The organism is Streptomyces sp. NPDC046759 (genome assembly GCF_040645475.1).
GTDB lineage: Bacteria > Actinomycetota > Actinomycetes > Streptomycetales > Streptomycetaceae > Streptomyces.
Genome location: NZ_JBEYYJ010000017.1, coordinates 59,168 through 85,166, shown reverse-complemented (window position 1 = coordinate 85,166; position 25,999 = coordinate 59,168). Strand labels below are relative to the sequence as shown.

At 68.9% G+C, this 25,999-nt stretch carries 22 protein-coding genes; 6 read left to right on the top strand and 16 right to left on the bottom strand.

Features of this window, described 5'->3' with window-relative positions:
• Window positions 1-478 precede the first annotated feature (478 nt).
• Window positions 479-1,987: an FAD-binding oxidoreductase gene (locus ABZ919_RS23050; RefSeq protein WP_361250831.1), complete on the bottom strand. Its 1,509-nt coding sequence runs from the start codon at window positions 1,985-1,987 to the stop codon at window positions 479-481.
• An 843-nt stretch (window positions 1,988-2,830) separates the two neighbouring features.
• On the opposite strand from ABZ919_RS23050, the gene ABZ919_RS23045 reads away from it, so the two are divergent.
• The gene (locus ABZ919_RS23045; protein WP_361250828.1) at window positions 2,831-4,126 is read left to right on the top strand and encodes a cellulase family glycosylhydrolase; all 1,296 of its coding nucleotides are present in this window, start codon (window positions 2,831-2,833) and stop codon (window positions 4,124-4,126) included.
• Here the strand turns inward: ABZ919_RS23045 and ABZ919_RS23040 are convergent.
• From ABZ919_RS23040 to ABZ919_RS22990, 11 genes are all read right to left on the bottom strand, one after another.
• Complete coding sequence (locus tag ABZ919_RS23040; protein ID WP_361250825.1) at window positions 4,123-5,262, bottom strand: glycosyltransferase; 1,140 nt, start codon at window positions 5,260-5,262, stop codon at window positions 4,123-4,125. The two genes, ABZ919_RS23045 and ABZ919_RS23040, sit on opposite strands and share 4 nt — an antisense overlap.
• A complete protein-coding gene (locus ABZ919_RS23035; RefSeq protein WP_361251055.1) occupies window positions 5,259-6,491 on the bottom strand; it encodes a polysaccharide pyruvyl transferase family protein in 1,233 nt (410 codons plus the stop codon). Before ABZ919_RS23035 ends, ABZ919_RS23040 begins: the two co-directional genes overlap by 4 nt.
• 8 nt (window positions 6,492-6,499) lie before the next feature.
• The gene (locus ABZ919_RS23030; RefSeq protein WP_361250822.1) at window positions 6,500-8,011 is read right to left on the bottom strand and encodes an oligosaccharide flippase family protein; all 1,512 of its coding nucleotides are present in this window, start codon (window positions 8,009-8,011) and stop codon (window positions 6,500-6,502) included.
• A 6-nt stretch (window positions 8,012-8,017) separates the two neighbouring features.
• Window positions 8,018-9,160, bottom strand: a complete 1,143-nt coding sequence (locus ABZ919_RS23025; protein ID WP_361250819.1) for a glycosyltransferase family 4 protein — start codon at window positions 9,158-9,160, stop codon at window positions 8,018-8,020.
• Window positions 9,157-11,547 carry a DUF2206 domain-containing protein gene (locus ABZ919_RS23020; protein ID WP_361250817.1) on the bottom strand — a complete coding sequence of 797 codons (2,391 nt, stop codon included), beginning with the start codon at window positions 11,545-11,547 and terminating at the stop codon, window positions 9,157-9,159. The genes ABZ919_RS23025 and ABZ919_RS23020 overlap by 4 nt, the downstream gene beginning before the upstream one ends.
• Window positions 11,548-11,549: 2 nt before the next feature.
• Window positions 11,550-12,641, bottom strand: a complete 1,092-nt coding sequence (locus tag ABZ919_RS23015; RefSeq protein ID WP_361250814.1) for a glycosyltransferase family 4 protein — start codon at window positions 12,639-12,641, stop codon at window positions 11,550-11,552.
• A gap of 79 nt (window positions 12,642-12,720) precedes the next feature.
• A complete protein-coding gene (locus ABZ919_RS23010; RefSeq protein WP_361250812.1) occupies window positions 12,721-13,107 on the bottom strand; it encodes a hypothetical protein in 387 nt (128 codons plus the stop codon).
• 206 nt (window positions 13,108-13,313) lie between these two features.
• Window positions 13,314-14,240 (bottom strand): glycosyltransferase family 2 protein, encoded by a 927-nt coding sequence (locus ABZ919_RS23005; protein ID WP_361250809.1) that lies wholly within the window; start codon window positions 14,238-14,240, stop codon window positions 13,314-13,316.
• Window positions 14,241-15,042: 802 nt separating this feature from the next.
• Entirely contained in the window at window positions 15,043-15,456 is a 414-nt protein-coding gene (locus tag ABZ919_RS23000; RefSeq protein WP_361250806.1) for an arsenate reductase ArsC, read from the bottom strand.
• Window positions 15,457-15,483: 27 nt separating this feature from the next.
• Window positions 15,484-16,227, bottom strand: coding sequence for an MIP/aquaporin family protein (locus ABZ919_RS22995; RefSeq protein WP_361250803.1), 744 nt, complete (start codon window positions 16,225-16,227; stop codon window positions 15,484-15,486).
• Complete coding sequence (locus ABZ919_RS22990; RefSeq protein ID WP_361250800.1) at window positions 16,224-16,604, bottom strand: metalloregulator ArsR/SmtB family transcription factor; 381 nt, start codon at window positions 16,602-16,604, stop codon at window positions 16,224-16,226. The genes ABZ919_RS22995 and ABZ919_RS22990 overlap by 4 nt, the downstream gene beginning before the upstream one ends.
• A gap of 79 nt (window positions 16,605-16,683) precedes the next feature.
• Between ABZ919_RS22990 and ABZ919_RS22985 the strand changes: the two genes are divergently transcribed.
• The 3 genes from ABZ919_RS22985 (at window position 16,684) to ABZ919_RS22975 (ending at window position 18,589) form a co-directional block, all read left to right on the top strand.
• Entirely contained in the window at window positions 16,684-17,154 is a 471-nt protein-coding gene (locus ABZ919_RS22985; protein ID WP_361250797.1) for an ArsI/CadI family heavy metal resistance metalloenzyme, read from the top strand.
• A gap of 151 nt (window positions 17,155-17,305) precedes the next feature.
• Window positions 17,306-17,815 carry a SigE family RNA polymerase sigma factor gene (locus tag ABZ919_RS22980; RefSeq protein ID WP_361250795.1) on the top strand — a complete coding sequence of 170 codons (510 nt, stop codon included), beginning with the start codon at window positions 17,306-17,308 and terminating at the stop codon, window positions 17,813-17,815.
• Between the two features lie 60 nt (window positions 17,816-17,875).
• Complete coding sequence (locus ABZ919_RS22975; RefSeq protein ID WP_361250792.1) at window positions 17,876-18,589, top strand: hypothetical protein; 714 nt, start codon at window positions 17,876-17,878, stop codon at window positions 18,587-18,589.
• A gap of 303 nt (window positions 18,590-18,892) precedes the next feature.
• On the opposite strand, the gene ABZ919_RS22970 is transcribed toward ABZ919_RS22975, so the two are convergent.
• Window positions 18,893-20,080: a hypothetical protein gene (locus ABZ919_RS22970; RefSeq protein WP_361250789.1), complete on the bottom strand. Its 1,188-nt coding sequence runs from the start codon at window positions 20,078-20,080 to the stop codon at window positions 18,893-18,895.
• Between the two features lie 273 nt (window positions 20,081-20,353).
• Between ABZ919_RS22970 and ABZ919_RS22965 the strand changes: the two genes are divergently transcribed.
• The gene (locus tag ABZ919_RS22965) at window positions 20,354-20,554 is read left to right on the top strand and encodes a hypothetical protein (protein ID WP_361250788.1); all 201 of its coding nucleotides are present in this window, start codon (window positions 20,354-20,356) and stop codon (window positions 20,552-20,554) included.
• Window positions 20,555-20,591: 37 nt separating this feature from the next.
• Here ABZ919_RS22965 and ABZ919_RS22960 read toward each other — a convergent pair whose 3' ends face one another.
• The 3 genes from ABZ919_RS22960 to ABZ919_RS22950 form a co-directional block, all read right to left on the bottom strand.
• Window positions 20,592-21,668, bottom strand: a complete 1,077-nt coding sequence (locus tag ABZ919_RS22960; RefSeq protein WP_361250785.1) for a zinc-dependent alcohol dehydrogenase family protein — start codon at window positions 21,666-21,668, stop codon at window positions 20,592-20,594.
• Window positions 21,669-22,287: 619 nt separating this feature from the next.
• On the bottom strand, window positions 22,288-23,739 hold the full coding sequence (locus ABZ919_RS22955) for an amidase (RefSeq protein WP_361250782.1): 1,452 nt from the start codon (window positions 23,737-23,739) through the stop codon (window positions 22,288-22,290).
• Between the two features lie 301 nt (window positions 23,740-24,040).
• Window positions 24,041-24,793, bottom strand: coding sequence for a hypothetical protein (locus ABZ919_RS22950; RefSeq protein ID WP_361250779.1), 753 nt, complete (start codon window positions 24,791-24,793; stop codon window positions 24,041-24,043).
• A gap of 386 nt (window positions 24,794-25,179) precedes the next feature.
• Between ABZ919_RS22950 and ABZ919_RS22945 the strand changes: the two genes are divergently transcribed.
• Window positions 25,180-25,971, top strand: coding sequence for an SDR family NAD(P)-dependent oxidoreductase (locus ABZ919_RS22945; protein WP_361250777.1), 792 nt, complete (start codon window positions 25,180-25,182; stop codon window positions 25,969-25,971).
• Window positions 25,972-25,999 lie beyond the last annotated feature (28 nt).

The following is a 25,999-nucleotide window of genomic DNA, read 5'->3' as shown; positions in this document are numbered from 1 at the left end:
AGGGGTCCGGCAGCAAGCCCAGGCCCTGCGATGCGTGCGCGATGTGTGAGCGGACGGTCCGGCACGAGGTGTCACGAGCGGGATGGAGTACGACGCCGCGCGGCACTGCCCAGACAGGACAGCACCACGCGGCAGCCTCCGTCACCACCCGGCAAGGATCCGATCCCACTCCTGAAGCGGGTGTCGCAGGTTCGAATCCTGTCGGGGCACAAAGAGCAGGGCCGGCTCAGGAGGGGTTCCCTCCCAGGCTGGCCCTTCGGCGTTTCAGGAGGCGTGCCACAGGCGTGCCACTACGAGCCCGCAGGGTCCTTCTCGATCGATCTCTGTACAGCAAGCTACGGATCAGAAGGTGGCCGTGCCCCAGCCGTGCCCGATCGAGCGGGGGACCACGGGGCACACCGGGCAGTCACGTCACCCGGACACAAGAGCGGCTCCGACCGAGAACCGGGGTCAGGGGCCGTCCTCAGGCCGTGCCCGGTCAGCGGGACGCGGGCGGAATGCTCTGGTCGTACTGGAAGACGTTGCGGGGGTCGTAATCTGCCTTGATCCCGCGCAGTCGGCCGAAGTTGGACCCCCAGTAGGCGGTCTCCCAGTCCTGCATGCCGATGTTCGGCACGTTGACGTAGGCGCCGTCCACGTAGGGGCGCAGTGCCTGGCTGAATTCGGCGATCCAGGCCTGGGCCTTCGGGGTGAGCGGGTCGCAGACGCCCCGCTGGTCACTGCGCTTGCCCCAGCCGGCGCCGGGCTCGGCGTAGAAGAGCGCGTCGCGGTGCGGGAACGCCGTGCCGCCGCGGGGGGTCCTCCTGACCGCACCCCCGAACGCCTGAACGAAGTAGTTGCTGTCGGCCGTGGGCGCGTCCTTCATGAACGAGGCGATCACGTCGATCGCCTTGGCCGGGAACGGCTTCTTGGTGAATTGCGAGTAGAACTTCCAGTTCGCGGGTTCGACCGCGATCGGGGTCTGGAAGCCCGCATACACGTCACCCCAGTTTCCTACCTGCACCGTCATCTTGGGGCTGTCGATCGACAGGATCGGGACCAGCAGCTTTTTCGCCTCCGCGGGCGTTCCTTCCGCGAGGACCGCGAACAGCAGGATCTGGTTCGGGTGGATTTCGAGTTGGGTACCAAGGCGGTTGTCCATGTACGGCGCCGTGCGCTGGTAAGCCTCGAAGATCCTGCGCAGGTCGCCGACTCCGTCCCAGGTGACCTGCATATAGGTGACGCTCTTGAGCGGGGCCAGTTTGTAGGTCAGTGAGGTGACGATTCCGAAGTTGCCGTTACCCGCTCCGCGCAGCGCCCAGAGCAGGTCCGCGTTGTCGTGCAGATCGGCCTTGATCACCTTGGCACACTCGTCGCCTTCCGCGACGACGACCTCGGCGCCGATCAGGCTGTCGCAGGCCATGCCGAGCCAGCGGGTGAGGAAGCCGAAGCCGCCGCCGAGCGTCGCGCCGACCAGGCCCACACTGCCTTCGGTACCGGTCGTCACCGCGAAGTTCTGCTTGGCGAGCGTGGTCACCGCTTCCAGCTGGTTGAGCCCGGATCCCACCGTCGCGACGCGAGCGGCGCTATCGATGCGGACCGATTTCAGCTCGCTGATGTCGATCACGAGGCCGCTGTCGAGGTTCGACCAGCCCTCAAGGCTGTGACGGCCGCTCCGGATCCGCAGCGCGACGTCGTTCTGCCGCGCCCAGGTCAGGGCGTTGACCACGTCCTGGGTGCTCTGAGCGAAGACGATGACCAGCGGATAGTGGGAGAGGAGCTGGTCCCAGCCGAGGCGCGCGTCCGTGTACCCGGGGTCGTTGGGGCGGACGATGCGGCCGGTCAGCTTCGCCGCCGGGCGCTGTTCCCCGTACCCCTCGCTCCCGGCGCCCTCCGTCACGGCCCTCGTACCGGGGGCTTCGGCCGCCGCAACGGCCGGCACGACGACCGCGCCGGCGCCTGCGACCGCCGTCGTCTTGAGCAGTCTGCGACGGGAAAAGTCGTTCACGGTCCGTGTCCTCTCACCCACCAGTAGTTACAAATATGCCCCTTGTGGACTATTTACGCGAAGCGGACGTAAGCAAGGGCGCTCACGTAACACCGTCTCGACACGCTCGCAACCTCAGACGAGGGGCCTGACGCCGCAGCTCCGCACCTCCCGTGTCGGCCGCGCCCAGACGAAACCCGTCCGCGCACCAGCGCAGCACTTTGAGGCACGCGGAGGTCTGACGGACGACCCGGAGACCTTTCAGATCCCGCCCAGACACACCACAGAGCCACGCCACGGCACCATGGGGCCGGTGATCGAACTCCTGAAGCGGGTGTCGCAGGTTCGAATGCTGCCGGGGCACAAAGAGAAGGGCCAGCTCAGGAAGTGGTTCCCTCGCAGGCTGGCCCCTTCGGCGTTTCAGGAGGCGTGCCACAGACGTGCCACTGCGGGCCCGGAGGGTACTTCTCGGAGCGCTCGGAGGCCCCCCACCGCCTCGGGTCATGGCACCGAGCCGGTCGGCGATGACCCGGTCACGGTCGCCGGCAAGGGCAGCCGTTGGCCTCGACGCCTTCATTGGCGGGACATGAGACCGGCCCCTGACTCGCCTACTGGTCAGGGGCCATTTACACCTGCCTCTGAGAGGAGGCCGTTTGGTCCCATGGTGACCTCACTGCCACGACGGCATGCCCGACTCGCCACCGACCGCCGGAACATGCGCGATCCTCCACCCGGGCAGGACGTCGGCCAAACCGCTTCGGCAGCCTCGAGTCGAAGTCCGGCCGGTCGGTGACCACGCAGCGGTCCATCACAGTTACGCCACGGTTTCACCACCTTAGTTGAAACCGCGATTAGGCTGCGCGCGTGCCTCATCAGCCTCTATCACAAGCGTCCGCACATCGGCGCTTCCGCGCTGCAGAGCAGTCAGGGATAAAACGACGGCTCCTCGGCGCGCTTGTCTCCGTTGCCGTGCTCGGTGGCTCCGTGGCCACTGTGGTGGCCCTGACGGGTGCCACCAACTCCCCGTCACGCACGCCTGACGACGGCATCGGAGCACCGGCATCTGCCTCAAGCTCGACCGCCTCAACGTCGAGCAGCGTCCATGGCCGGGACCTGAGTTTCGGTCTCTCCTTCGGAGACACCCTGACCTGGATGACGGACGGGCAGCGGAGCGAGGCGATGAACGATGCCAAGGAGTTGGGCGTCCGATGGCTGCGGGTAGATTTGTCGTGGCGAAACATCCAACCCGACTCCGCGGACCAGTACGCATGGGACCGCTTCGACCGTGTGGTGGACGCGGCTCGCGCTCACGGGCTCGACGTCCTGCCCACACTTTCTTACACGCCGCGCTGGGCCGCGGATCCGAACTGCGCAAGTACCAGCCAGACGTGTCCGCCCGCAGACAACCGCCAATTCGCCGAGTTCGCGCGGCGGGCCGCCGAACGGTATGCGCCCAAGGGAGTGCACACCTGGGAAATCTGGAACGAGCCCAACATCAAGCCGTTCTGGAAGACCGGGCCCGACGCCAAGCGCTACGCTGCGTTGCTGGCCGCGACCGCTCCCGCCATCCGCTCCGTGGACCAGCACGCCTACCTCCTGCTCGGCGGGCTTGCCGCCGTGGACACGATCCCGTCCAGGCAGTACGTGTCCCATAAGACGTTCCTTGCGGAACTGGGTCGGCTCGGAGCGTTGAAGCAGGTGGACGCGATCTCATACCACCCGTACAGCGCTCCCCTGCTGCCCAGCACCGGAACCCCGACCGGCACCCGTTTCCAGGACATCGACCGCACCAAGGACAACCTCGTCGCCATCTTGGCGAGGTACGGCCGGCCGGGCATGCCGATATGGCTCACCGAGACAGGCGCGCCCACCTGGGGCCAGGGCAAGGCGGCGGACAGCGAAGAGGCCCAGGGCACCACGCATGTCACGCCCCGGCTGCAGGCTGAGTATGCCAAGGACCTGGTGACCGCGTCAGCGGCAATCCCCTCGGTGGACGTTGTGTTCTGGTTTTCGTACCGCGACGTCGAGCCCGAGACCCCCAACAGCCGCAGCTCGCGTCACTACGGCCTGACGTACTACGACGGGCGGCGCAAGCCCGCCTTCGCAGCTTTCGAGCAGGCCATCCGCTCCTACCAGAAGAAGCAGGGCGAGCAGGACTAGAGGGCGCGGAACAACTCCAGGTATCGGGCCGTGAGGTGAGGCCAGGCGTAGCGTTCCTCGGCCACGCGCCGGCCCTGTGTCCCCATCTGGTCGGCGAGGTCCCCGTTGGTCAGCAGCTTGGCGCAGGCAGCCGCTAGGGCGTCCGGGTCGCCGGCCGGGACCAGCAGGCCAGTTTCGCCGTCGGCTACGACGTAGGGAATGCCGCCGACGGCCGAGCCGACAACCGGTGTGGCACAGGCCATGCCTTCTACCAGTGCCATGCCGAAGGATTCGGCTTCGGTGAGTGAAGGCAGAGCAAGGATGGCGGCCGTGCGTATGGCGTCCGTCAGGGCGTCGCCGCTCAGCGCCCCTGGTGTTTCCAGCCGCTCAGCGACACCGAGTTCGTCGGCGAGGGCGCGCAGACCAGGGAGGGCGTCTCCGTCGCCGACCAGGCGCAGCCGCGTGTCGGACACGTCTGTCGCAATCCGCGCGAAGGCGCGGACGAGCACATCGACACCCTTCCATGCCGAGGAGCGGTCCATACGGCCTACGTAGACGATCGTGCGGGGTCGCCGGGAGGCCGGCTCACCGGCGGTGAAGCGGTCGATGTCGACGCCCGGAGTGATGCGTACGGCGTGCGCGTGGCCCTCGGCCAGAGAGACGGGAGAGACGGCGACCAGGCGCCGGGCGCGGGCGAAGACGCGAGGAAGGACGGCCTTCTCGTACAGCCCGATCAGCCGGTCCGCGAGGCCGCTGCCGGGCGACCCCTTGTGCATTGACCCCGAGTGGTACGTCAGGACCGTCGGCCGGCAGCCGGCCACAGCGATCGCTAGGTCGCCCAGCCCGGGTACAGGCGCATGTGCATTGACGACATCGGTGCCGGTCCGCTTCAGCCAGCGGCGCAGTTGCAGGGGCCACAGGGGGCTGAGGGGGGTGTTGGACAACTTCAGCCACGCACCGAGCCGCACGACCCGAACGCCGTCCTCGGTGGTGACGCGGGTGCGCAATCCCCCATCGAGACGCGTGGTGATGACGACCGCCCGCAGATCAGGATCGGCGGCAACCGCGGCCGCCAAGCGCGCGGTGTACTGCTCCACTCCACCGATCTTCGGCGGGTAGTACGGCGTGACGATGGCGATCGTGCGGTGGCGGCTCACACGGCCTCCCGCAGGCGGTCGGGCAGGGACTTGGCACGGGCGAGATAGCCGGGAAGGTTGGCGTCGAGGATGTGGCGGTACGGCTCGGGGTCTTTCAAGAGCGGTTCCGTCAGCGCCCACAGCCTGTCGTAGGTGACGTCGGCGATGGGCACGACCCACTCGCCGAGTCCCAGGTCGGCCATGATGCCGCGGGTTTTGTGTTCGTACTCGATGGCCACGCACGGGACGTCACTGGTCAGCGAAAAGATCACCGAGTGGAACCGGGTGCCGATGAGTAGCGTGCACTCGTCGTACAGTCCCTTGAGATCGCGGTAGTCGACGACCTCGTCGACCATCAGCGGGTCGCTCGTGCAGTATCCGGCGATCCTGCGCTCGCAGATGCGGTCGTCGTCACCGAGGTAGTCGGTGCTCACCTGGGGAATGAGAACTGCGCGGGTGCCGGTGGCCTGGATGGCGTCGATGGTGCGAGCGAGCTCACGTTCGTAGTGCTCCTGGGCGGCGGGGGCCAGCCAGCGCCTGGCAGTGATGCCCACCAGCCTGTCGTCCGGCCCGATGCCGAGCCGGGCTCGCCAGTCGGTCCGCCGCTCTGGGGCGAAGGCGAAGCCGGCGTCCACCGCCCGCTCGATGTTGCCGGCGGGTACCCCGCACGCCAGCAACTCGCCCACGCTGACGTCCTCGCGTGCTAGCACCGCCGCCGAGCGGCGCATGACCCGGCCGACCAGCCGGCGCTGGGCGGCGGCCGGGAACGGCCCGAAGGACTGCGGGGCCCAGACCACAGGGACGCCTGCCTTCTGGGCCAGCAGTGCTGGAAGGAGGACGAAGAAGACGTTCTGGTAGCCGTCGAGGCCGGGGCGGGCCAGGACGTAGCCGCCGCCCATGGACACCACCAGGTCCGCCCTGGTTACGGCATCGGCCTCGCGCCGTGCCTCGGCGGGCAGCACTCGCAGCACTGCGCGGGCGAGCGGGCTGGGCAGCGTCACGGCGCCGGTGCCGGCGAGGCCCAGCAGCGCCTTACGCAGCAGGCGGCGCGGCAGGGAAACAGTTCCGTCGGCGGCGTAGCGGCGGATGGAGCCGATGTTTGGCACACCCTCGAATGCCGGGTGCACAGTCGCGTCCTCCATCCCCGCGATCGCTACGTCGGCATCAGGGAAAGCCTCTTGAATGTGCTGCAGGCAGACGGAGAGCAGCGCCGCATCGCCCGCGTTTTCTCGGACGTACGCATTGATCACGACGATGTTCACGGGGCGGGCCTCTCGGAACGGGGGCGGGGCCAGGACGGACCGGTCGGGTAGGACGGAACGCCCGGGGTGGGGACGGCGGCGTCGAGGGCATAGGGCCCGGCGTAGGGGCGTGCGGCCTCGTCGGGACCGTCCAGCCGGGCTGCGGGGTTCTCCGGCTCTGCCGCGTATGTCCCCGCGAAGGACTCGGACGTCTCACCTGCCGCCGTCGCCGCACCGGCAGTCCCCTTCGCCGGTACCGCCCGTCCTCGCACCAGGCTCAGGGTTGCGAAGACCCCGGCTACGGCGTTGCCCACGGCCCATGCGTAGCCGACCCAGACCAGTCCCCGGTCGGCGAATGCCGCACTCAGGCCGATCGACAGGGCGGCCATGATCACATTGGAGCCGACCAGCTGACGCATGCGCTGGGCCAGCTTCAGGGCGAAACATGCCCAGGTATTCAGGGCCACAGGCAGAGCGGCGAATGCGAGGACGGTCAGGAGAGGCCGTGCGTGTTCCGCGTATCCGGCACCGAACACTTGCAGCAGCAGTCCTCCGCCAATGATCACCACCGCGGCAGCGGGGATCTGTACAGCCGCGATAATCCGCGCTGAACGCAGCATCAGTTCGCGGAACCGCGATTCCTCATGCGAAACCTCAGCGAAGACGGCCTCGCCGACGGCGGTGGAGACAGCGTTCAGCATGGCCGCGATCTGGAAGGCCACGAAGTAGTAACCGGCCTCGGCCGCACCCAGCTGGTGCAGCACGATCAGCGGAGTGGCCAGCACCGGTGCCAGGTTGATCAAATTGGAAACATGACTTGCCATCGAGAAGCGGAACTTCTCGCGCAGACGGGTGCCGCGCGTGCGCAGGTCAGCCCGAAAGCCGAGACGGCGCCGCAGCACGAACAGGGCGACGACCGCTGTCACCGCATACCCCACGCCGGCCGAGGCGACGATCCCGAAGACGCCGAGCCCGGTAAGGACTGCCGGGACGGCCACTTTGGCCACGCCCTGGGTCAGCCCGTCGATGAGGACGTTGTACTCGGGGATACGCGCCGCATTGAAGACCGACTTCACTAGCATGCTCGCGGCCGCGCAGCCGCAGAAGACGGCGAAGGCGACGGCCGACATCCCGTTGTTGCGGACGAATTCCAGCTTGGCACCGTACAACGGCAGCCCGAGCAGGTAGATCCCGCCCGCCGCACATCCCACAGCCCCCACCAGCAGCAGCGCCTGACTGATCTGCGCGTTGCGCACCTCCCGCTCGGCCGGGAATCTGATCAGTGTGTTGTTCAGGCCGAGCAGGCTGAACGTGGCCAGCAGCGACGTTGCGGAGATCAGCGACGTGGCGAGCCCGACCTGGGGAGCTGTGTAGAAGCGGGCGACCACGACCCAGAACACGAAGCTCAGTCCGGCAGTGACGACGGTGGAGACCAGCAGGAAGAAGGAACTGCGGTAGATGCGGTCGCCCGGGCGGCGGTGCCGGCCTCCTCGACGCGCCACAGAAGTGCGGTTGGAGACGTCCGTCATACGCGCTCACTCACCTCTGCCGCAGTAGTGCGCCAGGAGGGTCTGAACGTGGTCATCCCAAGCAAACGCCTTCTCCGCATACGTGCGGGAGTATGCGCCCATGCACGCTCGACGCTCCGGGTCCGTCGCCAGGGTGCGGAGCTCAGCGGCCAGTGCGGCCACGTCACGTGGCAACAGGGACACCCGGTCGCGGTCCAGATGGTAGGGGGCGTAGCCGGGGTCGTCGGTGGTGACGACCGGCAGTCCGGACGCCATCGCCTCCTGCACGGTGAGGGGGAAGCCTTCGGCGGTCGAGGGGAGCGCGAAGACATCACAGGCGCGGTAGGCGTCGGCCATGGCCTCTCTGGAAAGCGCGCCCAGGTGGTGAACGCCGGGGCGGCCGGCGAGGGCCTCGGTGTCGCCGTCCCCGGAGAAGACCAGGTCGTAGCCAGCATCAGGTGCATGGGCGGCGAGCAGCAGGTCGTACCCCTTCTTGGGGACGAGCCGTCCCGCGAACAGGACCAGAACCCGGTCTGCGGGCAGCCCGAACCGCTCACGGGCGAACAGACGTTCGGCGACAGAGGTGGCAGGCCGGAAATGTCCAGTGTCGACACCGTTGGCCAGGTGGTGGGCCCTGTGTTCCTGCGCGCCACGCGCTCGTACGAAACGGGCGACCGACGCGTTGAGAGTGAACACGGAGCGGGCGCCCCGCAGCAGACCTCGGCCTGCCACGCCGTACACCGCGCGTTGAACAGCCTTGACCAGGGGAGACGGGTGGTCAACGACGGCCACGTGCTGGGTAAGGACGTACGGAGTGCGGGTGAGCCGCGCAGCCAGTCCAGCCGCCCACGAGCTGAGGTACAAACAGTCGTGGATATGCACGGCGTCCGCTCGGCGTGCCAGCCGCAGCGCGGCCGTCAACAGGGCAGGCGAAAACACCGGGAAGGGCACCCCGGCCCGGCGCTCCGTGCCGTTCCAAGCGGCCACACGCACCACTCGTACGCCTTCCTCGACGGTGACGGAGGAGCGACTGGCGCTGGTGAGGACGGTCACGTCGACACCCTGTGCCGACAAGCCCTGGGCCTCGCGGTGCACGACATTTTCGATGCCACCGAGGTGCGGCGGGTAGTAGTGACTGACCAGCAGAACCCGTGGCGGTCGTGCGCTCATCGGTAGATCACCGCTCCCCCATTGCTGTAGATCAGGTCCCGAGAGTCCAGGACGTCCATCGGGTACCTGTACGTGATCAGATCGCCGCCGTAGAACACGGTCACATCGCCGGTGCGAGTGGGTGTGGTGCCCAGCAGCACGTAGGAATCCGTGCGCAGCGCGGCCGGTGACACGTCCGCGAGGGTCGGATGGGTGAGCAGCGCCTGGAGCCGGCTGTAACTGAACCGGTCGGTCTGCACCAGTCCGATGCCCTCCTGGGTCAGGCGCGCATCGAGCCAGAGTGCCGCCCGGCGCTCTTCGGCGTGGGGGTAGTAGATGGCGTAGTACTGACCGGAGTTGGAAAGCTGCAACTGCGCCGCATACCCACCCAGCACCTTGGGCACCACTCCGGACAGGTCGAGCAGCAGTGCAGCCAGAAGCGCACAGGCCATGGGCACGGTGCGGCGCCCGGCCCAGCGCAGCACCCACAGGGTTGCGGTGGCGAGGAAAGGTGCGAAGAAGAACAGACCCTGCTGGAAGGCGCGCAGCAGGCTGTAGTCCACGGACAGCTGCGGTACGAGGGTGAAGACGGCGACCATGAACCACGCGCCGGCGGCGATGGTCGCCTGGTCGCGCACCGGGCGGAACGCGGAGCGGCGTGCCCACAACGCCACCACGAACCCGATTACCGCCATCACCTGGAAGAACAGCGCGGCCGCCTGTCGCAGTCCGCCATTGAGCCCTGGCACGCTGATGCCGAGCCCATCGAGTATCCGACCGGCAGTGGTGAGCTTCATCGTCGGTACCGCGACCACGGGTGTGGACAGGCCGTCGATCTCCTTCAACGGCAGGTAATCCCCGCTCGCCCGCTCCGCCGCGGTCTGCTTCAGCAGATCCTGCTTGTACTGCTTCAAACGCTCGGCGGCAGGCACTTTGGCTCCGCCAAGAATGCTGTAGGCGGTGTCCGACGAGCCGGACTCCGACTCGCCGCCGAGCACGGCCGACGCCACCGCATGGAGGGTGCGCTGGGCCTGACCGCCGGTATGGGTGAGCGGGCCCGCCCACAGCAGGGCGAGCACGGCGGGCACCACCACCACCCACCACGTGAGGAAGGAGTGCATCCGGTCCTCGCGCCGCTTGCGTCGCAAGCGGTTCCGGCCCCCCCGGGACACCAGCCGCCACACCTTGTCGAGGAGGAAGGAGACCGCAAGGGTGCCGACGACGACGTAGGTGGTGGAGTAGTGCGACAGCACGATGCCGGCCAGCAGCACCACGAACACGATCCGGCGAAGGAGCAGTGGTCCCCGCGAGTCGGTGAGCACCACCATGGCGCAGCCCAGCAGCAGGAAGGCAATCTCCTGGCGACCGAGGTACGGCATGTCGGTGAAGAACGTCGGAAAGACGATGAAGTACACCGCCGACATCAGCGCGACCACGCGCGGGGCCACGTTACGCACCGCGCGGTGCACCAGTACTGGAGTGAGCGCGAACAGAAGCGGCAGGACGACTTTGAAGATCGCGGTGTCGGAGATTGCGGTGAGCTGGAAGATGCTCACCGGCAGCAGCGTGATGCTCAGGCAAGCGTTGTACGGGTCGTTGTACGCGCTGATGTCCCAGTGCTCGCCGCCGAGGGCGAGCCTGAAGTACAGGAACTCCTTCTGGATGTCATGGCCGGTGATGTACTGCCCGCGCAGCGAGGTGAGCAGCAGCAGAGCCGCGGACGCACAGTAGAGTCCGAACTCCAGGACGGGCACCGGATAGCGGCTCCGGCGCAGCAGGAGCAGGGCGATCAGCGCCGCGATCACGAACATGGCCACCATGCTGACGGCGCCGCCCAGGCCGTTGTTGAGCCGGATCGGCCCGGCCACGGCGAGGACGAGGGCGATCCCGCCGAAAGCAGCAACCGGTCTGACGCCCCGGGTCGCGAACAGCCCCCTCCCTTTCCTCGGCACGCGCTCGGCCCGTCTCGGCTCTGGTGCGAGCACACCGAGTACGACCAGGGCGGCGGCGGACGCGATCGTCAGGACGAGCCGGGTCAGCGGACGCTCGACGCCGAGCGGCGGCAATGCGGTGTTCACGGCGAGCGCGATGCCGATATCCGTCATCACCGTGAAACCGACCGAGAGCAGCAGCACGGCAGTCCCGGTGGTCACGATGCGCGTGGCCACACCCCGCCACAGCAACACAGGGGCGCCGAACAACAGCCACAGCCCGGCCAGCGTGCGCAGCGCATCGGGTGATTGGGGCAGAAGCTCGGCAACGGTCGCGGGGGCCAGGCTGAGCAGGATGGCGAAGCGTCGGTGAAACAGTGGGTGACGGAGGGCACGGCGCGCCCGGAGGGGCCGTTCCTCGCCAGCCGGCGGCCGCGGGTCGGGCTCGATGATGCGCAGGGACAGGGTGTCCTTCATCGTCATAGGCCCGCCTTGGCATAGACGCCCTCAACCAGCCCGACGACGTTCTCCCACGAGTAGTCGCGGGAGCGTTCGGCACTGGCGCGGGCCAGCCGGGCCCTGAGTGGGTGGTCGGCGGCGACGGCATCGATCGCCTTGGCAAGGGCGGCCGGTTCGGGCGCGGCCAGCAGACCGGTACCCCCAACCAGTTCCTGGGTGCCCGGCACGTCAGTCGCGACGACCGGCAGCCCAGCCGCCATCGCCTCCAGCACGACCAGCGGCATGCCCTCCTTGTCCGACGGCAGCACGAAGGCGTCCGCGTCGGCATACGCCTTGACGAGGTCCTCGCCGAGCAGTCCCCCGCTGAACTCGACGTTCCGCAGGCCCAGTCGGCCGGCCTGTTCCTCCAGCCGACTGCGTAGCTCCCCATCGCCGACGATACGCAGCCGTACATCCCCTCGCGTCAGGTGCAGGGCGTCCAGCAGTCGGGCCACGTTCTTCTGGGCACCGAGCCGGCCGACGTAGAGCAAGTTCAAAGGGCCAGGCGCGACCTCACGGGCGGGCATGAAATATGCCTCGGCCACACCGTTGGGCACGATGTGCACGCGGTCCGCGCGCACCCGGTAGGTGTCAGTGAGAAAGGCAGCCTGAGCGTCCGTCAGCGCAATGACCCCGGCGGCGGACCGCAGGACGCGGCCGAAGATGTGCTCCTTGTAGTGCGGCAGGAGAGTGCCCAGCGGCCCGGAGGCGTCCACGTCGAGGTGGAAGTGCAGCAGGAAGCGGTTGCCGCGCAGCCGAGCGGTGAGAGCGACCATCTCGGGCAGCAGGGCGTGCGCACAGTGCAGGTGGAGCACCGCGTCACGGGGCAGTCGGGCCAGATGCGCAGCCAGGCCGGGGGCGACGGCAGTGTGGGCGACCTCCACAGCCCGGTGCCGGTGCACCACGACTCCCTCTTCCCGGGCGATACGCGGTGCGTCGGCGAAGCCGAGGGCAGTAGTCAGGACCCGTACGTCGTGCCGCTTGGCCTGCTCCCGCGCCAGGTTGGAGACGACGCGCTCAAGCCCACCCAGATGCGGGGGGTAGTACGGAGTGATCTGGACGATGGTGCGCATGAGGCTTCCCGTGGGGTGGGCTGGTACGGCTCCTAGGAGCGGGCGGGTGTCGGTGAAATGGCGGCCAAGCGGGGGAAGATCAATGCAGGTGCATTCGAAGCCGCTGCGGATGCCCCGGTAGCGTCACCTCGACCAGAACTGCGTCACGTTTCCCACCGCCCTTGAGGCGCAGCCGGACGTCGACTCCGACCAGGGCGCCTGGCTTGGTAGTGACCGATTCCGTACGAGCCGCCAGGTGGCGGCCCTTCGCATCCTGGGCCCAGGTCCGGACGGAGTGCCGGCCGCCGGTGTCCCCGTGCTCGACGAGTTCCAGCGGTACGACGAGTTCATCACCGTCGAAGAAGGGCTCCTTGCCGAGGTACAGCTCGATGTAAGCCTGCTGCCGCTCAATGAAGGAGTCGCGCAGCGCGGACCGCACCTCGGGGATGGTCCAGGCGGCACCGCACAGCCCGAGCACGACCAGCACGCCGAGGACCGGCCCAAGTACCCGTCGCGGTATCCCACCTCCGCAGCCGGACCGTGCCACCGCCAACCGGTCGGGTTCGGCACTGTGAGGTTCCCGGCGCCGCCCACTGCGCAAACCTCGGCGGCTCTGGCCAGCGTCAAGGGCCTGTGGGGTCCGCTGGTCCCCGGCAGCCCGCTGCTCCGACTCTTCTTCGAACGGCGAGCCGCTCACGCCAATTCCAGAGGTACCTCATCGGAGGCGCGCTGTGCCGGCATGCTCGCCAGCGTCCTGTGACCGTTGATCTGCTCCCCCTTACCGGGGACCAGTTCCGACACATGCCTCGTCTTGGTGGTGAGTTCCTCCACGGCGGTCGCCGCGCGCTCCGCGGCCTGGGCGGCCCGCTCGGCGGCGGCGTTGGCCCGGGCCGCCTCGGCCAGCGGGACCAGGCGCGCAGGCGTGGTACGGAGTCGGTTGTCGCGGAGCTTGTGCTGGAACAACTGGCGCAGGTTGGCGACTCCGTCGGGGAGTGCGTTCAGCTTGACCTCACCGCCACGGACCCGGTATTCGATGGGGACCTCCAGGCAGCGGAAGCCGGCGCGGGTGGCCGCGTTCTTGATCTCCTGGGAGAAGGCCATGCCCGCCGAGCGGACGTCGATCGCCTGCCACACGTGACGCTGGAAGACCCACATACCGGACTGGGAGTCGCGCAAACCGTTGCGGAACAGGGCCCGGCTGAGCGCGCTGAGCGCATGATTCGCAACCGTGTGGGACGGCTTCATCGCGTGCCGGTTCTCGACGCCGAGCCGGTTCGTGGTCATGAACTCGATCTTCCGAGCGTCCATGATGTGCAGCAAATGCGGCAGAGCGTCGAACGGGTACGTGCAGTCGGCGTCACCCGTGGCGATGACCTCTCCGCTGGCCGCGTCGAACCCGGCCTGGTATGCGTTGCCGTAACCGCGCAGCGGCTGCGAGACAACCCTGGCGCCCAACGAACCGGCCACCTCTGCGGTGGCGTCAGTCGAAGCGTTGTCGACCACGATGACTTCGACCGCCCAGCCTGCTTCCGCCAACTCATGGCGCGGGATGGTCTCCATCACCGTCGGCAGGTTCTCGGCCTCGTTGAGCGCAGGGATGACGATGGACAGAGATCTCACAGAAAGCCCCCCAGGGCGCACACATGTTCCTAAGACATCAGCAGGAACCACGGGCCCCCTTGCCCGCTCCCGCCGGCGCCTCGACCCGTGCCTTACGACACGAGCCCCCTCCGCGCCGCGGGACCCCTGCGCCCGTTGCGCACGCATGTGCGCCAACGAATCGATGCCCCTTTCAACTACTTCACAGGCACCGTAGCTGATCCTCGCTTTATTCGCACATATGCTTGACTCAGTCGTTACCAAGAGCACTTATGTGTTAGCTCCAGACACAACAAAGGGCGTCCATGCCACACAAATCGGGCAAGCGTCCGTTCGACTAGGGCTCTCGGTTCTGCTGGCTGGACCATAGTCGTAGCCCCCCAGCGGCACGCCGGTCGGAGCCACGTCGAAGTCGGCCAGCCGGCCCGGGTACACGCAACGGAATCGGGCTGAGGTTCCCGAGGCGTAACGGGCTACCGTGTTCCGGGAAGCTGCAGGGTGCCGCAGCTCTCCCGATCGGTGTCAACGACAGCGAGAGCGCTACCGGCACTTGGCGCATCCTCTGACCGCGTCCGGGTCGGGCCCCGGCGCGGGCATCTCCGCAGCCTACGCGTACGAGCAGGTCGAACTCGGGGTTCGATCCCAACGGAGCAGCGCCAGGAGGCCCTGTGGTGTCACAGACGCTGCGCGGCCGCGTGCGAGAGAAGGAGGGCCGCAAGGCGGATTCCACGGCAGTGGCGGCAGTGATGACGGCAAAGCCGTTGCACGGCAACAGGCTTGCCCTACGATCCCCCCGAACCCAGGGCTGGACGCTGCACAACGCTCAAGACTGGACCATTTCTTCGAGCAGGCCGCGGACGCGCTTCTCGATCTCGTCGCGGATGGGGCGAACGGCATCGACGTCACGCCCGGCCGGGTCCGGGAGCTGCCAGTCGAGGTAGCGCTTGCCCGGGAAGACGGGGCAGGTGTCGCCGCAGCCCATGGTGATGACCACGTCGGAGGCCTGGACGGCTTCGAGGGTGAGCACCTTGGGCACCTCGGCGGAGATGTCGATGCCCGCCTCCGCCATCGCTTCGACGACGGCAGGGTTGACCGTGCCGGCCGGCGCGGACCCGGCGGAGCGCACCTGGACGCGGTCGTCCGCAAGGTGCGTGAGGAACGCCGCGGCCATCTGGGAGCGCCCGGCGTTGTGGACGCAGACGAACAGCACGGACGGGCGTTCGGCAGGGGTGTTCATGGCGGGTCTTTCTTGGGAGCGGGCCGGTCAGGTGAGTGTGGGGGCGGCGACTTCGGGTTCGCCCTGAAGCGGTGCGGTGCCGGTGGGGGTGGGTGTCCGGCCTCCGAACACCGCGGACACCAGCCCCAGTCCGAGCGCCGCACCGACCAGCTGGGCCACGATGAACGGACCCAGCGAGCCGGGGGCGATGCCGGCGAAGGTGTCGGTGAAGGCCCGGCCGATCGTGACCGCAGGGTTCGCGAACGAGGTGGAGGACGTGAACCAGTACGCCGCGCCGATGTAGCTCGCCACGGCCACGGGTCCGAAGTGGGCTCGTTCCGTGCGGATCAGTCCGAAGACCAGCAGGACGAGCCCGGCGGTCGCGACCACCTCGCCCAGCCACAGATGACCGGCGTAGCGGTCATGGCTGGACCACTGCACGAGCGGCTTGCCGAACATGGCATCGGCCAGGACGGCGCCGGCGATGGCGCCCACCGTCTGCGCCGGGAGGTAGACGGCGACGTCCCGCGCGGTCAGCCGGCCCTCGCCGCGGCGGCCGGTGGCCCAGGCCGCCAGGGTGACGACCGGGTTGAAGTGCGCACCCGAGACCGGCCCGAGCAGTGCGATGAGCACGCCCAGGCCGAAGACGGTGGCCAGCGAATTGGCCAGCAGCTGCACGCCGACGTCCCGGGACAGCACGGTCGCCTGGATACCGGAGCCGACGACCACCGCGACCAGGGCGGCCGACCCCACGGCCTCGGCGACGGCCCGACGCCCCAAAGACGCGCTCACGCGGTGGCCTCGGCCGTCTGCGACGTCTGCAGGAAGGCGGCGAGCCGGTCGAGGGTGGCAGGCAGCGCCCAGTAGTAGACCCACGTGCCCCGGCGCTCGCAGTCGATCAGACCGGCCTGCCGCAGCAGTTTGAGGTGATGCGAGATCGTCGGCTGGGACAGGCCGAAGGCCGGGGTCAGGTCACAGACGCAGACCTCACCGCCCGCCCGTGAGGCGATCATCGACAGCAGGCGCAGCCGGACCGGGTCGCCCAGCGCCTTGAACAGCTTCGCCAGCTCTGCCGCCTGGTCCTCGTCCAGCGGTGCGGCCACCAGCCCGGGACGGCATGCGCCGTTCTCGTCGCTCTGTCCGAGCACCACAAGGTCTTGCTTCGACATTCTTCTATGTTGACATCCTTCGATCCAAGTCACAAGGTTGCATCGACAGACATCAATGCAAGCCGATGGGAGCCCTGCCATGTCCCGTGCTCAGCTCGCCCTGCGGGTCAGCGACCTGGAAGCGTCGATCGCCTTCTACTCGAAGCTGTTCGGCACCGAACCGGCCAAGCGGCGTGAGGGATACGCCAACTTCGCGATCACCGCGCCTCCGCTGAAGCTGGTCCTGATCGAGGGCGAGCCCGGTGCGGAGACCCGCCTGGACCACCTCGGCGTCGAAGTCGAGTCCACCGACCAGGTCAACGCCGCCACCACCCGCCTCGAGGAAGCCGGCCTGGCCACCTCCGAGGAGAACGACACCTCCTGCTGCTACGCCCTCCAGGACAAGGTCTGGGTCCACGGCCCCGGCAAGGAGCCCTGGGAGATCTACGTCGTCAAGGCCGACGCCGACACCCTCGGCAAGGCCGCCGACCCCGACGCGACCGGCGACGACTGCTGCTCCAGCCGGACCACCGAACCGGCTTCGGCATCCTCGGGGTGCAGCTGCGGATGACTGTGGAGGGACTCCGCGTGACCACCGCGGAACAGCGGGCTGCCCGGCCCGCAGCCCGCTCGGCCGAGCGGCAGGATTTCTGCTTCTCCGGGTGGGACGCAACCCTGTGGCCACAGCGTCTTCAGGGTGTGGACGATGAACAGGAGCTCGGATGAAGCGCCGGTACGAAGAGGAATTCATGGCGTTCGCCGCTGCGCGATCCGCACCTCTGTACCGCTCCGCGTGCGTGCTCACCAGCGGTGATGTGCACCTCGCGGAGGACCTGGTGCAGGACACGCTGGGCCGCATGTATGCCAACTGGCGCAAGATCGCGCAGATAGACGACCCCGCGGCCTACACCCACACCGTCCTCGTACGGACCTATCTGTCCTACCGCCGCCGGCGCAGCAGCTCCGAGCAGCCCACCGGGGCCCTGCCGGACTCCGGTGCCACCACCGAGCACGACGCCACGCTGCGGGTCACCTTGCTCGACGCTCTCGGCCGGCTCTCCGCCCGGGACCGGGCCGTACTGATGCTGCGCTACTGGGAGGACCGCAGCGTCGAGCAGACCGCCGCGATCCTCCAGGTCCGGCCGGGCGCGGTACGCAACCAGAGCATGCGCGCGCTCGCCCGGATCCGGGACCTTCTGGGCCACGACCTGTCCGAGCTCGTCAGCTCCTGACCCCGGTGCCGCGGCACCTGCCCCGCCCTCTGCACCGACCCCGAAACACGGTGACCCGCCATGCCCATCGAAGAAGACTTCACCGAAGCCCTCCACACCACTCTGCTGGCCTTGGAGCCGCCCAACACCCCGGCCCTTCTGCAGGCCGGTGTCCGCAACGGCCGGCGCAGGCGCCGCCGCCGCGCCATGGCCGTCGGCGTGAGCGGAGCAGCCGTACTCGCGCTCGCCGGGCTCGGCGCGACGGTCGTTCCCGGACTGCTGTCCGACGGGCGAACAGCCGACCACAGGCTCGCCGGTCCGGCGGCCTCGGCCACCGCCGGCCCGGCCACGGCATCCGCCACCCCGACGCCGACCTTCACCGGCACACTGCCCGCCGGCCGCGCCCTTGCCACCCTGACCGCGCTGCTGCCGGCCGGCCTGACCCATTCGAGCCCGCCCGGCGGCCGGCAGTCCGGGCAGCTGTGGGTGGACGACGGCCACGGCACGTCGCTGCTCGAGGTGCACGTCTCCCGGCAGACCTCCACCACCGCGATCCGCAGCCACGTCTTCGCCGGAACGACACCCCTGGCCGACGGAACCCTGATCGAGTCCCGGCAGGCACCACCCGGAACGAGCCCCGGGCACGAGGTGGTGAACGTCCTGCATCCCGACGGGCTCTACGTCACCCTCATGGAGTGGCAGGCACCGAGCCAGAACGCCCCCTCGACCCGTACCACGCCGATCCTGACACCGGCCCAACTGCGGGCCATCGCAACCAGCTCGCGGTGGCAGTGACGCCCGCAGCGGCCGTGCGGCGGGCCGGCCCGATCACGGCGGGCGGTTCACCTCGGTGACTGTCCGACCGCGCCCGCGCCGGTGTCCACGGATGCAGCTCGGGGTCCCCCCGGCGCCGAGCACAGAACTGCGTGCGATTCCTTGGCGGTCGCGGCCGTGGTCTCCTCCTCCAAGCGGACGAGGAAGCGCCGGACGTCGGCGACGCCGAGGGATTCGAGCGACGCCGAGGGATTCGAGCCGCTTGGTGGGCCCCTTGCACCGGCGAGCAGTCGAGCGCGGCCCGCCTGTCTGCGGCAAGTGGGGTCAGATGCCGTAGTGCCACGCCGTGAGCATGTACGCGCCGTACCAGCAGCCGAACAGCGCGCCGGTGGACAGAACGAGCGCGTTGGTGCCGAGGCTGGCCCTGCTGAGGGCGCGGGCGAGGGGGACGACGAAGAGCACGGCGGTGATCACCAGGCGGAGTTTGCAGTGGTAGTAGCTGCTCTGCCCCAGAGCCGTCACCAGGATGCCGACCCCGTAGACGAGCAGGGGAGGCCAGGTGTCGCGCCGCCAGGTGAGGGCCGTGGCGGTGAGGAGGCCGAGGAGCAGGACGGCGGCGCTGACAGCGACCCAGCCGTCGCCGCGTGTCAGTGTCAGGCCTAGAAAGCCGATGAAGGAGCGGCCGTAGTCCCAGTAGGTGTTCCATCCGGACCGCTGGAGGACGAACCACGCATCCGGACGGCCGGCGCGCCGGCCCACCCACCACAGGTAGAGGGGCATGCCGCAACAGGCGAGTGCGACGGCGGCGACGGGACGCCAGGCGAACGGACGGGACCGTACGACGTACGGGACGACGGCGACGGCGAGGGCCGCCACGACCGCCACGGCGGCCGGCCGGGTCAGGCCGGCCAGCAGGCCGAGGGTGCCGGCGGTGAGCCAGGCGTTCCGGTGGGCGGCCAGAAGGGATCCGGCGGCCAGGGCCAGGAACAGAGCCTCGCTGTAGCCCATGCCGAAGACCACTGCCATGGGCTGGGCGGTCGCCAGCAGCACAACGGCGATGAGGGCCGTGCGCCGCCCGTAGAGCCGGGTCAGCAGCAGGTCGCAGATGACCAGAGCGGCAGCGAACGCCAGGTTCGCCGTCACGATGACGGCCATGCCGTAGTCCAGGCCGGTCACGGCGTGCACGGCGCGGGCGAGCAGCGGGAAGAGCGGGAAGAAGGCGAGGTTGCTGCCGGCTGGGTCATCGGTCAGGCCATGGGGATAGCCGTTCGAGGCGATCTGCGTGTAGCGCAGGCCGTCCCAGGCGAGCAGGCGGTCCCGCAGACTGGGCCCGCCCGGCGGAATCATCGCCGTCAGGATCACGAGATGGAGCAGGGTGGCCACGCCGTAGACCAGCAGTGCCGGACACGCTCTGCGCGCGGTGCGGGGCACGCGGTCCCACGGGGTGGAAGACGGACCGGCGGCGTCGCTCCCCGCGCCGGCGAGTTCGGATTCCCGCCTGCCGTCCGCCACGGGCTTCCTGAGCCGGGCAGCGGCCGAAAGAGGGGGGAGACGCCCGGGAGACGGCAGAGTCATGGTTTTCCTCGATGAGCTACCGGGCTCGAGCTGAGGGTTGTTCTGTGTCACCGATACAGGCGATTTTCCCCGGTGGGCGCGGACCGGGCAAGGCGAGCACCTCGCAGTTCGGCAACACCCTTTGATGGACAGGTGGTTTCCCGCATTGGAGTTGGCATCCGGAGCGCGGCGATGTGACCCTTGAGAGATGCACGGCAGGACTGTCCGGACGTGAGTTGGATATCCGTCCTCAACTTCGAAGTCGTCGAGGTGATTGCGAGCTTCGCGGGCTTCGGACTGGTGTGTCTGTACGCGCTGTTGGCGATGCTGGTCCGAAGAATTCAGGGGGAGCCGGTCAGCGGACTTCCACCGAAGGGCGAGGAAATCGCGGTGGCTGAGACGGGAATGCCGCCGACACCGCAGCCGTACTGATTCATGGTTCAAGACTGATTCATGGTTCGAGGCGGTCCTACGCGTCGTCCTCGTCGCGGCCGTCTTCGAAGACGAAGAGCGGTTTGGCGCCATGGGCGGGTGTTTCGGCGAACGAGACGGCTTCGGCGAAGCGTTCGAGCGGGAACGGCCGGCCTTGGGGGATGGTCAGTACGTCGTCAGCGACGAGGCTGCGGACCTCGGACAGCGCGCGCAGCGCATCCGCAGGTGAGGCAGTGCCGAACCAGCGGTTGAGCCAGAAGCCACGGACCACTTTGGTCTCGTAGATGACCGAGCGCGCCGACAGCGGAATCGTCAGCGCCGCCGGGTCGGTCTGCCGATGGGTGGAGAGCGCCCCGTAGACCACGACCTCTCCACCCGGAGCCAATGCCTGGGACACCTGGGCACCTACCTGGCCCGCGACACAGTCGACGGCCTTGCGCACGCCAGCCGGTCCTGCAATCTCATCCACACGTCGCAGCAGGTCCTCGTCCTCGGTGCAAATGACCTCGTCGCCACCGAGCGCCTTGATCTCCTCAACGGCACCCCGACGCCGTACCGCATTGATCGTGCGCATACCCAGATGCCTGGCCAGCTGAATGACGAGCCGGCCGACGGTGGAGCCCGCCGCCGTCTGCAACAGCCATTCTCCCGGCTGTACGCCGAGTTCGCGCGTCACCAGGAGCAGCGCGGTCAACGGGTTGACAGCGAGTTGACAGGCGGTGGAGTCGCTCAGCCGATCGGGGACCGGCAGAAGCCTGTGCGTATCGGAAACAAGGTATTCCTGCCAGGTGCCGGCCACAGGCGGCCCGGGTACGGCCGGGACAGCGACGGCCACCACGCGCTCGCCGACCTTCAGTCCCTCGGTATCCGGCAGTCCCTCGGTATCCGGACCCAGGGCCTCGATACGGCCCACGCATTCCATGTGTCCCCCGACGGTGGGAAGCTCGGGCGAGAAACCGTAGCGGCCACGCAGCACGTGCAGATCGCTGGCGTGAATCGGTGTCGCCTTCACACGGATCAACGCCTGACCCGCTTCCACCGTGGGAACAGGCAGGGATTCGAGCCGCAGGACATCGTTCGGCTCGCCGACCTCTCCGGCTACGAGCGCGCGCATGGATCGCGGCATGAGTGACCTTTCGTCTCCCCGTCGTCTCCCAGCACCCGGCGAACTCGGCGGACGTCCTGCGCAGGAACGACGCAGCCTCCGCCAGGCCCCGACGCCCTGTGCACAGCTCGCCGCGCCTGATCGGTCGCAGGTGCCACCCCTGCTCCCCCAGCTTGCGCTCCTCCGCAAGCGCTGTCATGTCGTAGACCGCCTTGGCCCTGCCGCGAGGCCCGCCACGTCATAAGAGCTGCACTCGAAAGCGCAAAGGTCCAGTGCCGCTGCCAATGCCAGTGCCCGTACCCGCACGCGAGCGACGGCGGCGAACCGGACTCCATCCCCTTCCCGGCGCGGTGCAAGCCGGCGGCACGGCGACGGCGGCTCTCGGGGTCGTCGCCGTACAGGAGGCCACGGCGACGCTGTCGTGCCGCCTCGTCCTCCGCGTGTACGCATGGCGCACTGACCTAGAAACATTTGGCCGCCGCCCTGGTGGCCGGCACTCCCACCGTCGTGGCCGGAGAGGTGGGAAGCGAGCTCTCCTCCGTCTCGGACGAGTCGCGCTACAACTACGTCCCTTTCTCCAGCTTTTCCCATCCGTACCTCGTCCTGGGCGGACACCCGGCAGTACGCCCTACTTGGGTGCCTGAAAGCCGCCGATCTCCTGCTCGAGCAGTTCGGCCAGCCGCAGCGGGGTGCGGTCCTCGGACATCGGACCGATGAGCTGTACCCCCACCGGCAGGTCCTCGGGGGACCGGCCCGCTGGTACGGCGGTGGCGGGCAGGCCGGGCATCGTGGCCAGGCCGGCCCAGACGAGCTGGTCGAAGTACGGGTACTCGGCGCCGTCGATGTCGATCCGGCGTTCCCTCGGATCGGGGTGGTGGTCGTGCGGGAACGCGGGAGTGGGCGTGACGGGACACACCACGACGTCGAACTCGGTGAACAGCTGCCGCCAGCCGTGGCGGTGGAGCTCGCGACGGCTGCCGGCCTCGATCCATTCGCGGTGGCTGAACGCCATACCGCGCAGCCGCGCCGCGTCGAGACTCTGGTCGTCTGCGTCCAGTCCGGCGGCGCGGGCCCGCAACTGCTCGTACCCTTCGACGGGGAAACGCGCAACGGAGCTCGAGAACAGCAACTGCATGTAGAGCAATGCGGCTTCCGTCAGATCGGGCAGCAGCGGGCTGTGCCGTTCGACGCGTGCGCCACCGTCGACAAGCGCGTCGGCCACCCGGTTCACGCCCGCGCGCACAGCGGACCCGGTCGGAATGAGCGGATGCTCGTCGAGGACCAGGACCCGAAAGTCGCACAGACGCTCATGGCGCGCGGGCGGCAGCGTCAAGGTGTGCGCCACACCGAGCGTCAGCGGGTCCGGCCCGGCCATCACGTCGAGCAGGAGCGTGAGGTCGCGGGCGGTGCGCGCCATCGGACCGACGACGGCGAGGTCGAGGTCGGCCGGCAGTGCCGGCGCGAGCGGCGGGACCATACCGCGGCCGGCCACCAGGCCGAGTGTCGGCTTGTGGCCGTAGACACCGCAGAAATGCGCGGGGGTACGCAACGAGCCGGCGAGGTCCGAGCCGATGGACAGCACGCCGAATCCGGACGCCAGGGCCGCCGCCGATCCACCGGACGATCCACCCGGCGTGCGTGCGTGATCCCACGGGTTGTTGGTGGTGCCGTAGATCTCGTTGAAGCTCTGCACGTCCTGCAGCCCCAAGGGCACATTGGTCTTGCCGAGCACCACCGCGCCGGCGGCCTTGAGCCGCGACACCTGCACCGCGTCCTCGGCCGGCATGTAGTTCCGGTGCACCGGCATGCCCCAGGTCGTGGGCAGCCCTGCGATGTTGTAGGACTCCTTGACCGTCACCGGGATGCCGAGCAGCGGCCGGTCCTCACCGCGGGCGCGCGCCCGGTCGGCTCCGCGCGCGGTGACCCGTGCACGGTCGAAGTCCGGCACACAGATCGCGTTGACCGCCTTGTCGTCCCGCTCGATACGGGCGATCGCCTCGTCGGTCAGTTCCGCCGAAGTCACTTCACCCGCGCGCAAGGCGGCCACGAGTTTCCCGGCCGTCTGAAAATTCGACTCCATGAATGCGACCGTACCGGCGTCTGGAGCAGGCCATAAAACGCCATTTCGCGCAACGGCGTGAATTCCTCTGCACCCATCAAGTTCCCGTCGCCCACGAGCAATTGACCCATTGCCGGCGGTGGCGACGCACGGTGGCCGGTCGGCCGGTTCTGGGCGGAGGCGCTCGGCGGGAGTGACGCAGGATGTCTGGTCCGCCGTCCACGGTTCCGGCGCGGGAGGGAGTTCCGCTGCTCTCAGGGCGGAGGGGAGCCCCCCGGACCGTGATCGGTCCGGGGACTTTCCCGTGTGTCGCGTGGTGCTGTCACCACCATCCGTCGTGGTCGCAGACCACCCGGAAGCTGCCCACGACACCGTGGTGACCGAACCGGCCGCCGCCGCCGAAACCGAATTCGCCGCCGCGGTCATGGGGCACCACGCCGAAGGTCTCGCTGCGGGGTCCCACGGTGGCGACCGGAGGGCCACCGTCGCAGTTGACGCCCCGGAAGACCTCGACGGTCCTCCTGCTCTCATTGAGGACGTTGAAGCTGTGCGCGCCCAGGCCGCTGGCCGCGGTGATGCACCCCTCGACGAAGCCGGGGTACGACCGTTCGTTGACGAAGATCCTTCCGGCTCCCCCGTAGCCGATACCGCGTCCGCCACCGCCGTCGCGTCCACCGCCGCCACCGGGTCCACCGCCGCCACCAGGCCCACCGGGTCCACCGCCGCCGTCAGGGCCACCGGGTCCACCGCCGTCGCGGCCTCCGTTCCCGCCTCCGCCCATGTTGGTGGGGCCCGAAGGAGCCTTGGCAGAAGCGGAAGGAGCTGCGGATGCAGTGTGTTGCGCGGGCTGTGAGAAACGTGGTGCGGGCCGGGAGGCGTGCTGCGCGGGCTCGGAGGCGAGGTGCGCGGGCTCGGAGGCGTCGTAGGCCGGCTGGGTGGGGAGTGGCTCGGCTGCCCGGTGGACGGGCCGGGAGGCCGGGGTGGATTCGGCGGTCGAGGCGTAGGTGATGCCGGCGGCTGCAAGGACGGTCGCGCCTATTCCGGCGCCGACCACAGCAAAAGCACGCGAGGGCATGGGCACTTCTCTCTTTCTCATGCGTGTCGGCCGGACGACCGATCTGCGACGAACGTACCGACAGCTCACATAACTGGCATTCCGGGCATGGCCATGGTGTGAGACTGTGGGGCCAACCAGGTGTCAGAGGCTCAGTGCGGCACATGTCCGGTCAGGGCGCACATGTCTGGGCGGTGCGGGCCCATCCCGCGCGATCCGCGAGCAGCGCAGCACCGAACGGTGCGTCAACCGCCTGAACCGGTGGCGCGGCATCACCACCCCTTACGAGAACACCGCGACGATCTGTGCAAGCTTCGAGGGCGGGCGGCACCTCGCCGGTCGGCGGCGGTGCGCGGCTCGCGCCGCCTTCGGCCTGCCTCGGGCGGGATGACCTGTGAGGGGTGATCATGAGTGTGAGGGAGCCGGCAGACAGCGGCGTCACCAAGGGCGATACGCCCCTGGCTGGATGTGCGGCGCTGGTGACGGGCGCGTCCAGCGGCATCGGGGCGGCCACCGCCTTGTCGCTGGCGCGGCGGGGCGCCGACGTGGCAGTGGTCGCCCGCCGTACGGGGCGGCTGGAGGAACTGGCCGCGGTGATCCATGAGCGGGGCGGCTCGTGCAGCGTTCTCACCGCTGACCTCGCAGACGCGGTGCAAGCACGCCGGGCCGTCGAGGAAGCCGTGGATCGCTGCGCGCGGCTGGACGTGCTCGTGAACAACGCCGGTTACGTGGCCATGGGCAGCATCGAGGGAGGCGACCCCGCGGCCTGGGAACGGATGGTCGATCTCAACTTCAACGCCGTCCTGCACCTGTCACAGGCGGCGCTGCCCCACCTGCTCCGCGCGGCAGCGAACGGCCCGCGCGGGGTCGCCGACCTCGTGAACGTCAGCTCGGTCGGCGGCCGGGTGGTGCGGAGGAACAACGGCATCTACTCGGCGACGAAACACGCGGTGGGCGCGTTCAGCGAGGCCCTGCGTCAGGAGGTGGCCGGCAGGAGCGTCCGGGTGGGGCTGATCGAGCCGGGCATGACGATGACGGAGATGGCGACCGGCCCCGGATCCGCCGCCGCCCGCGGCTTGCCGCAGAACGCCTGGCTGCAGGCCGAAGACATCGCCCGTGCCATCGCCTTCGTGGTCACTCAGCCCCCACATGTCGCCGTCAACGAGATCATGGTCCGCCCTACGGCCCAGGAACACTGACATCACGCACGCCCGGCCGCCTCCCGGC

Bases quoted from the DNA above. Each gene is read 5' to 3' on its own strand.
- ABZ919_RS23030 (WP_361250822.1), bottom strand. From the start codon at position 8,011: ATGACGGACGTCTCCAACCGCACTTCTGTGGCGCGTCGAGGAGGCCGG.
- ABZ919_RS23025 (WP_361250819.1), bottom strand. From the start codon at position 9,160: ATGAGCGCACGACCGCCACGGGTTCTGCTGGTCAGTCACTACTACCCG.
- ABZ919_RS23020 (WP_361250817.1), bottom strand. From the start codon at position 11,547: ATGAAGGACACCCTGTCCCTGCGCATCATCGAGCCCGACCCGCGGCCG.
- ABZ919_RS23015 (WP_361250814.1), bottom strand. From the start codon at position 12,641: ATGCGCACCATCGTCCAGATCACTCCGTACTACCCCCCGCATCTGGGT.
- ABZ919_RS23000 (WP_361250806.1), bottom strand. From the start codon at position 15,456: ATGAACACCCCTGCCGAACGCCCGTCCGTGCTGTTCGTCTGCGTCCAC.
- ABZ919_RS22990 (WP_361250800.1), bottom strand. From the start codon at position 16,604: ATGTCGAAGCAAGACCTTGTGGTGCTCGGACAGAGCGACGAGAACGGC.
- ABZ919_RS22985 (WP_361250797.1), top strand. From the start codon at position 16,684: ATGTCCCGTGCTCAGCTCGCCCTGCGGGTCAGCGACCTGGAAGCGTCG.
- ABZ919_RS22980 (WP_361250795.1), top strand. From the start codon at position 17,306: ATGAAGCGCCGGTACGAAGAGGAATTCATGGCGTTCGCCGCTGCGCGA.
- ABZ919_RS22975 (WP_361250792.1), top strand. From the start codon at position 17,876: ATGCCCATCGAAGAAGACTTCACCGAAGCCCTCCACACCACTCTGCTG.
- ABZ919_RS22960 (WP_361250785.1), bottom strand. From the start codon at position 21,668: ATGCGCGCGCTCGTAGCCGGAGAGGTCGGCGAGCCGAACGATGTCCTG.
- ABZ919_RS22955 (WP_361250782.1), bottom strand. From the start codon at position 23,739: ATGGAGTCGAATTTTCAGACGGCCGGGAAACTCGTGGCCGCCTTGCGC.
- ABZ919_RS22950 (WP_361250779.1), bottom strand. From the start codon at position 24,793: ATGCCCTCGCGTGCTTTTGCTGTGGTCGGCGCCGGAATAGGCGCGACC.
- ABZ919_RS22945 (WP_361250777.1), top strand. From the start codon at position 25,180: ATGAGTGTGAGGGAGCCGGCAGACAGCGGCGTCACCAAGGGCGATACG.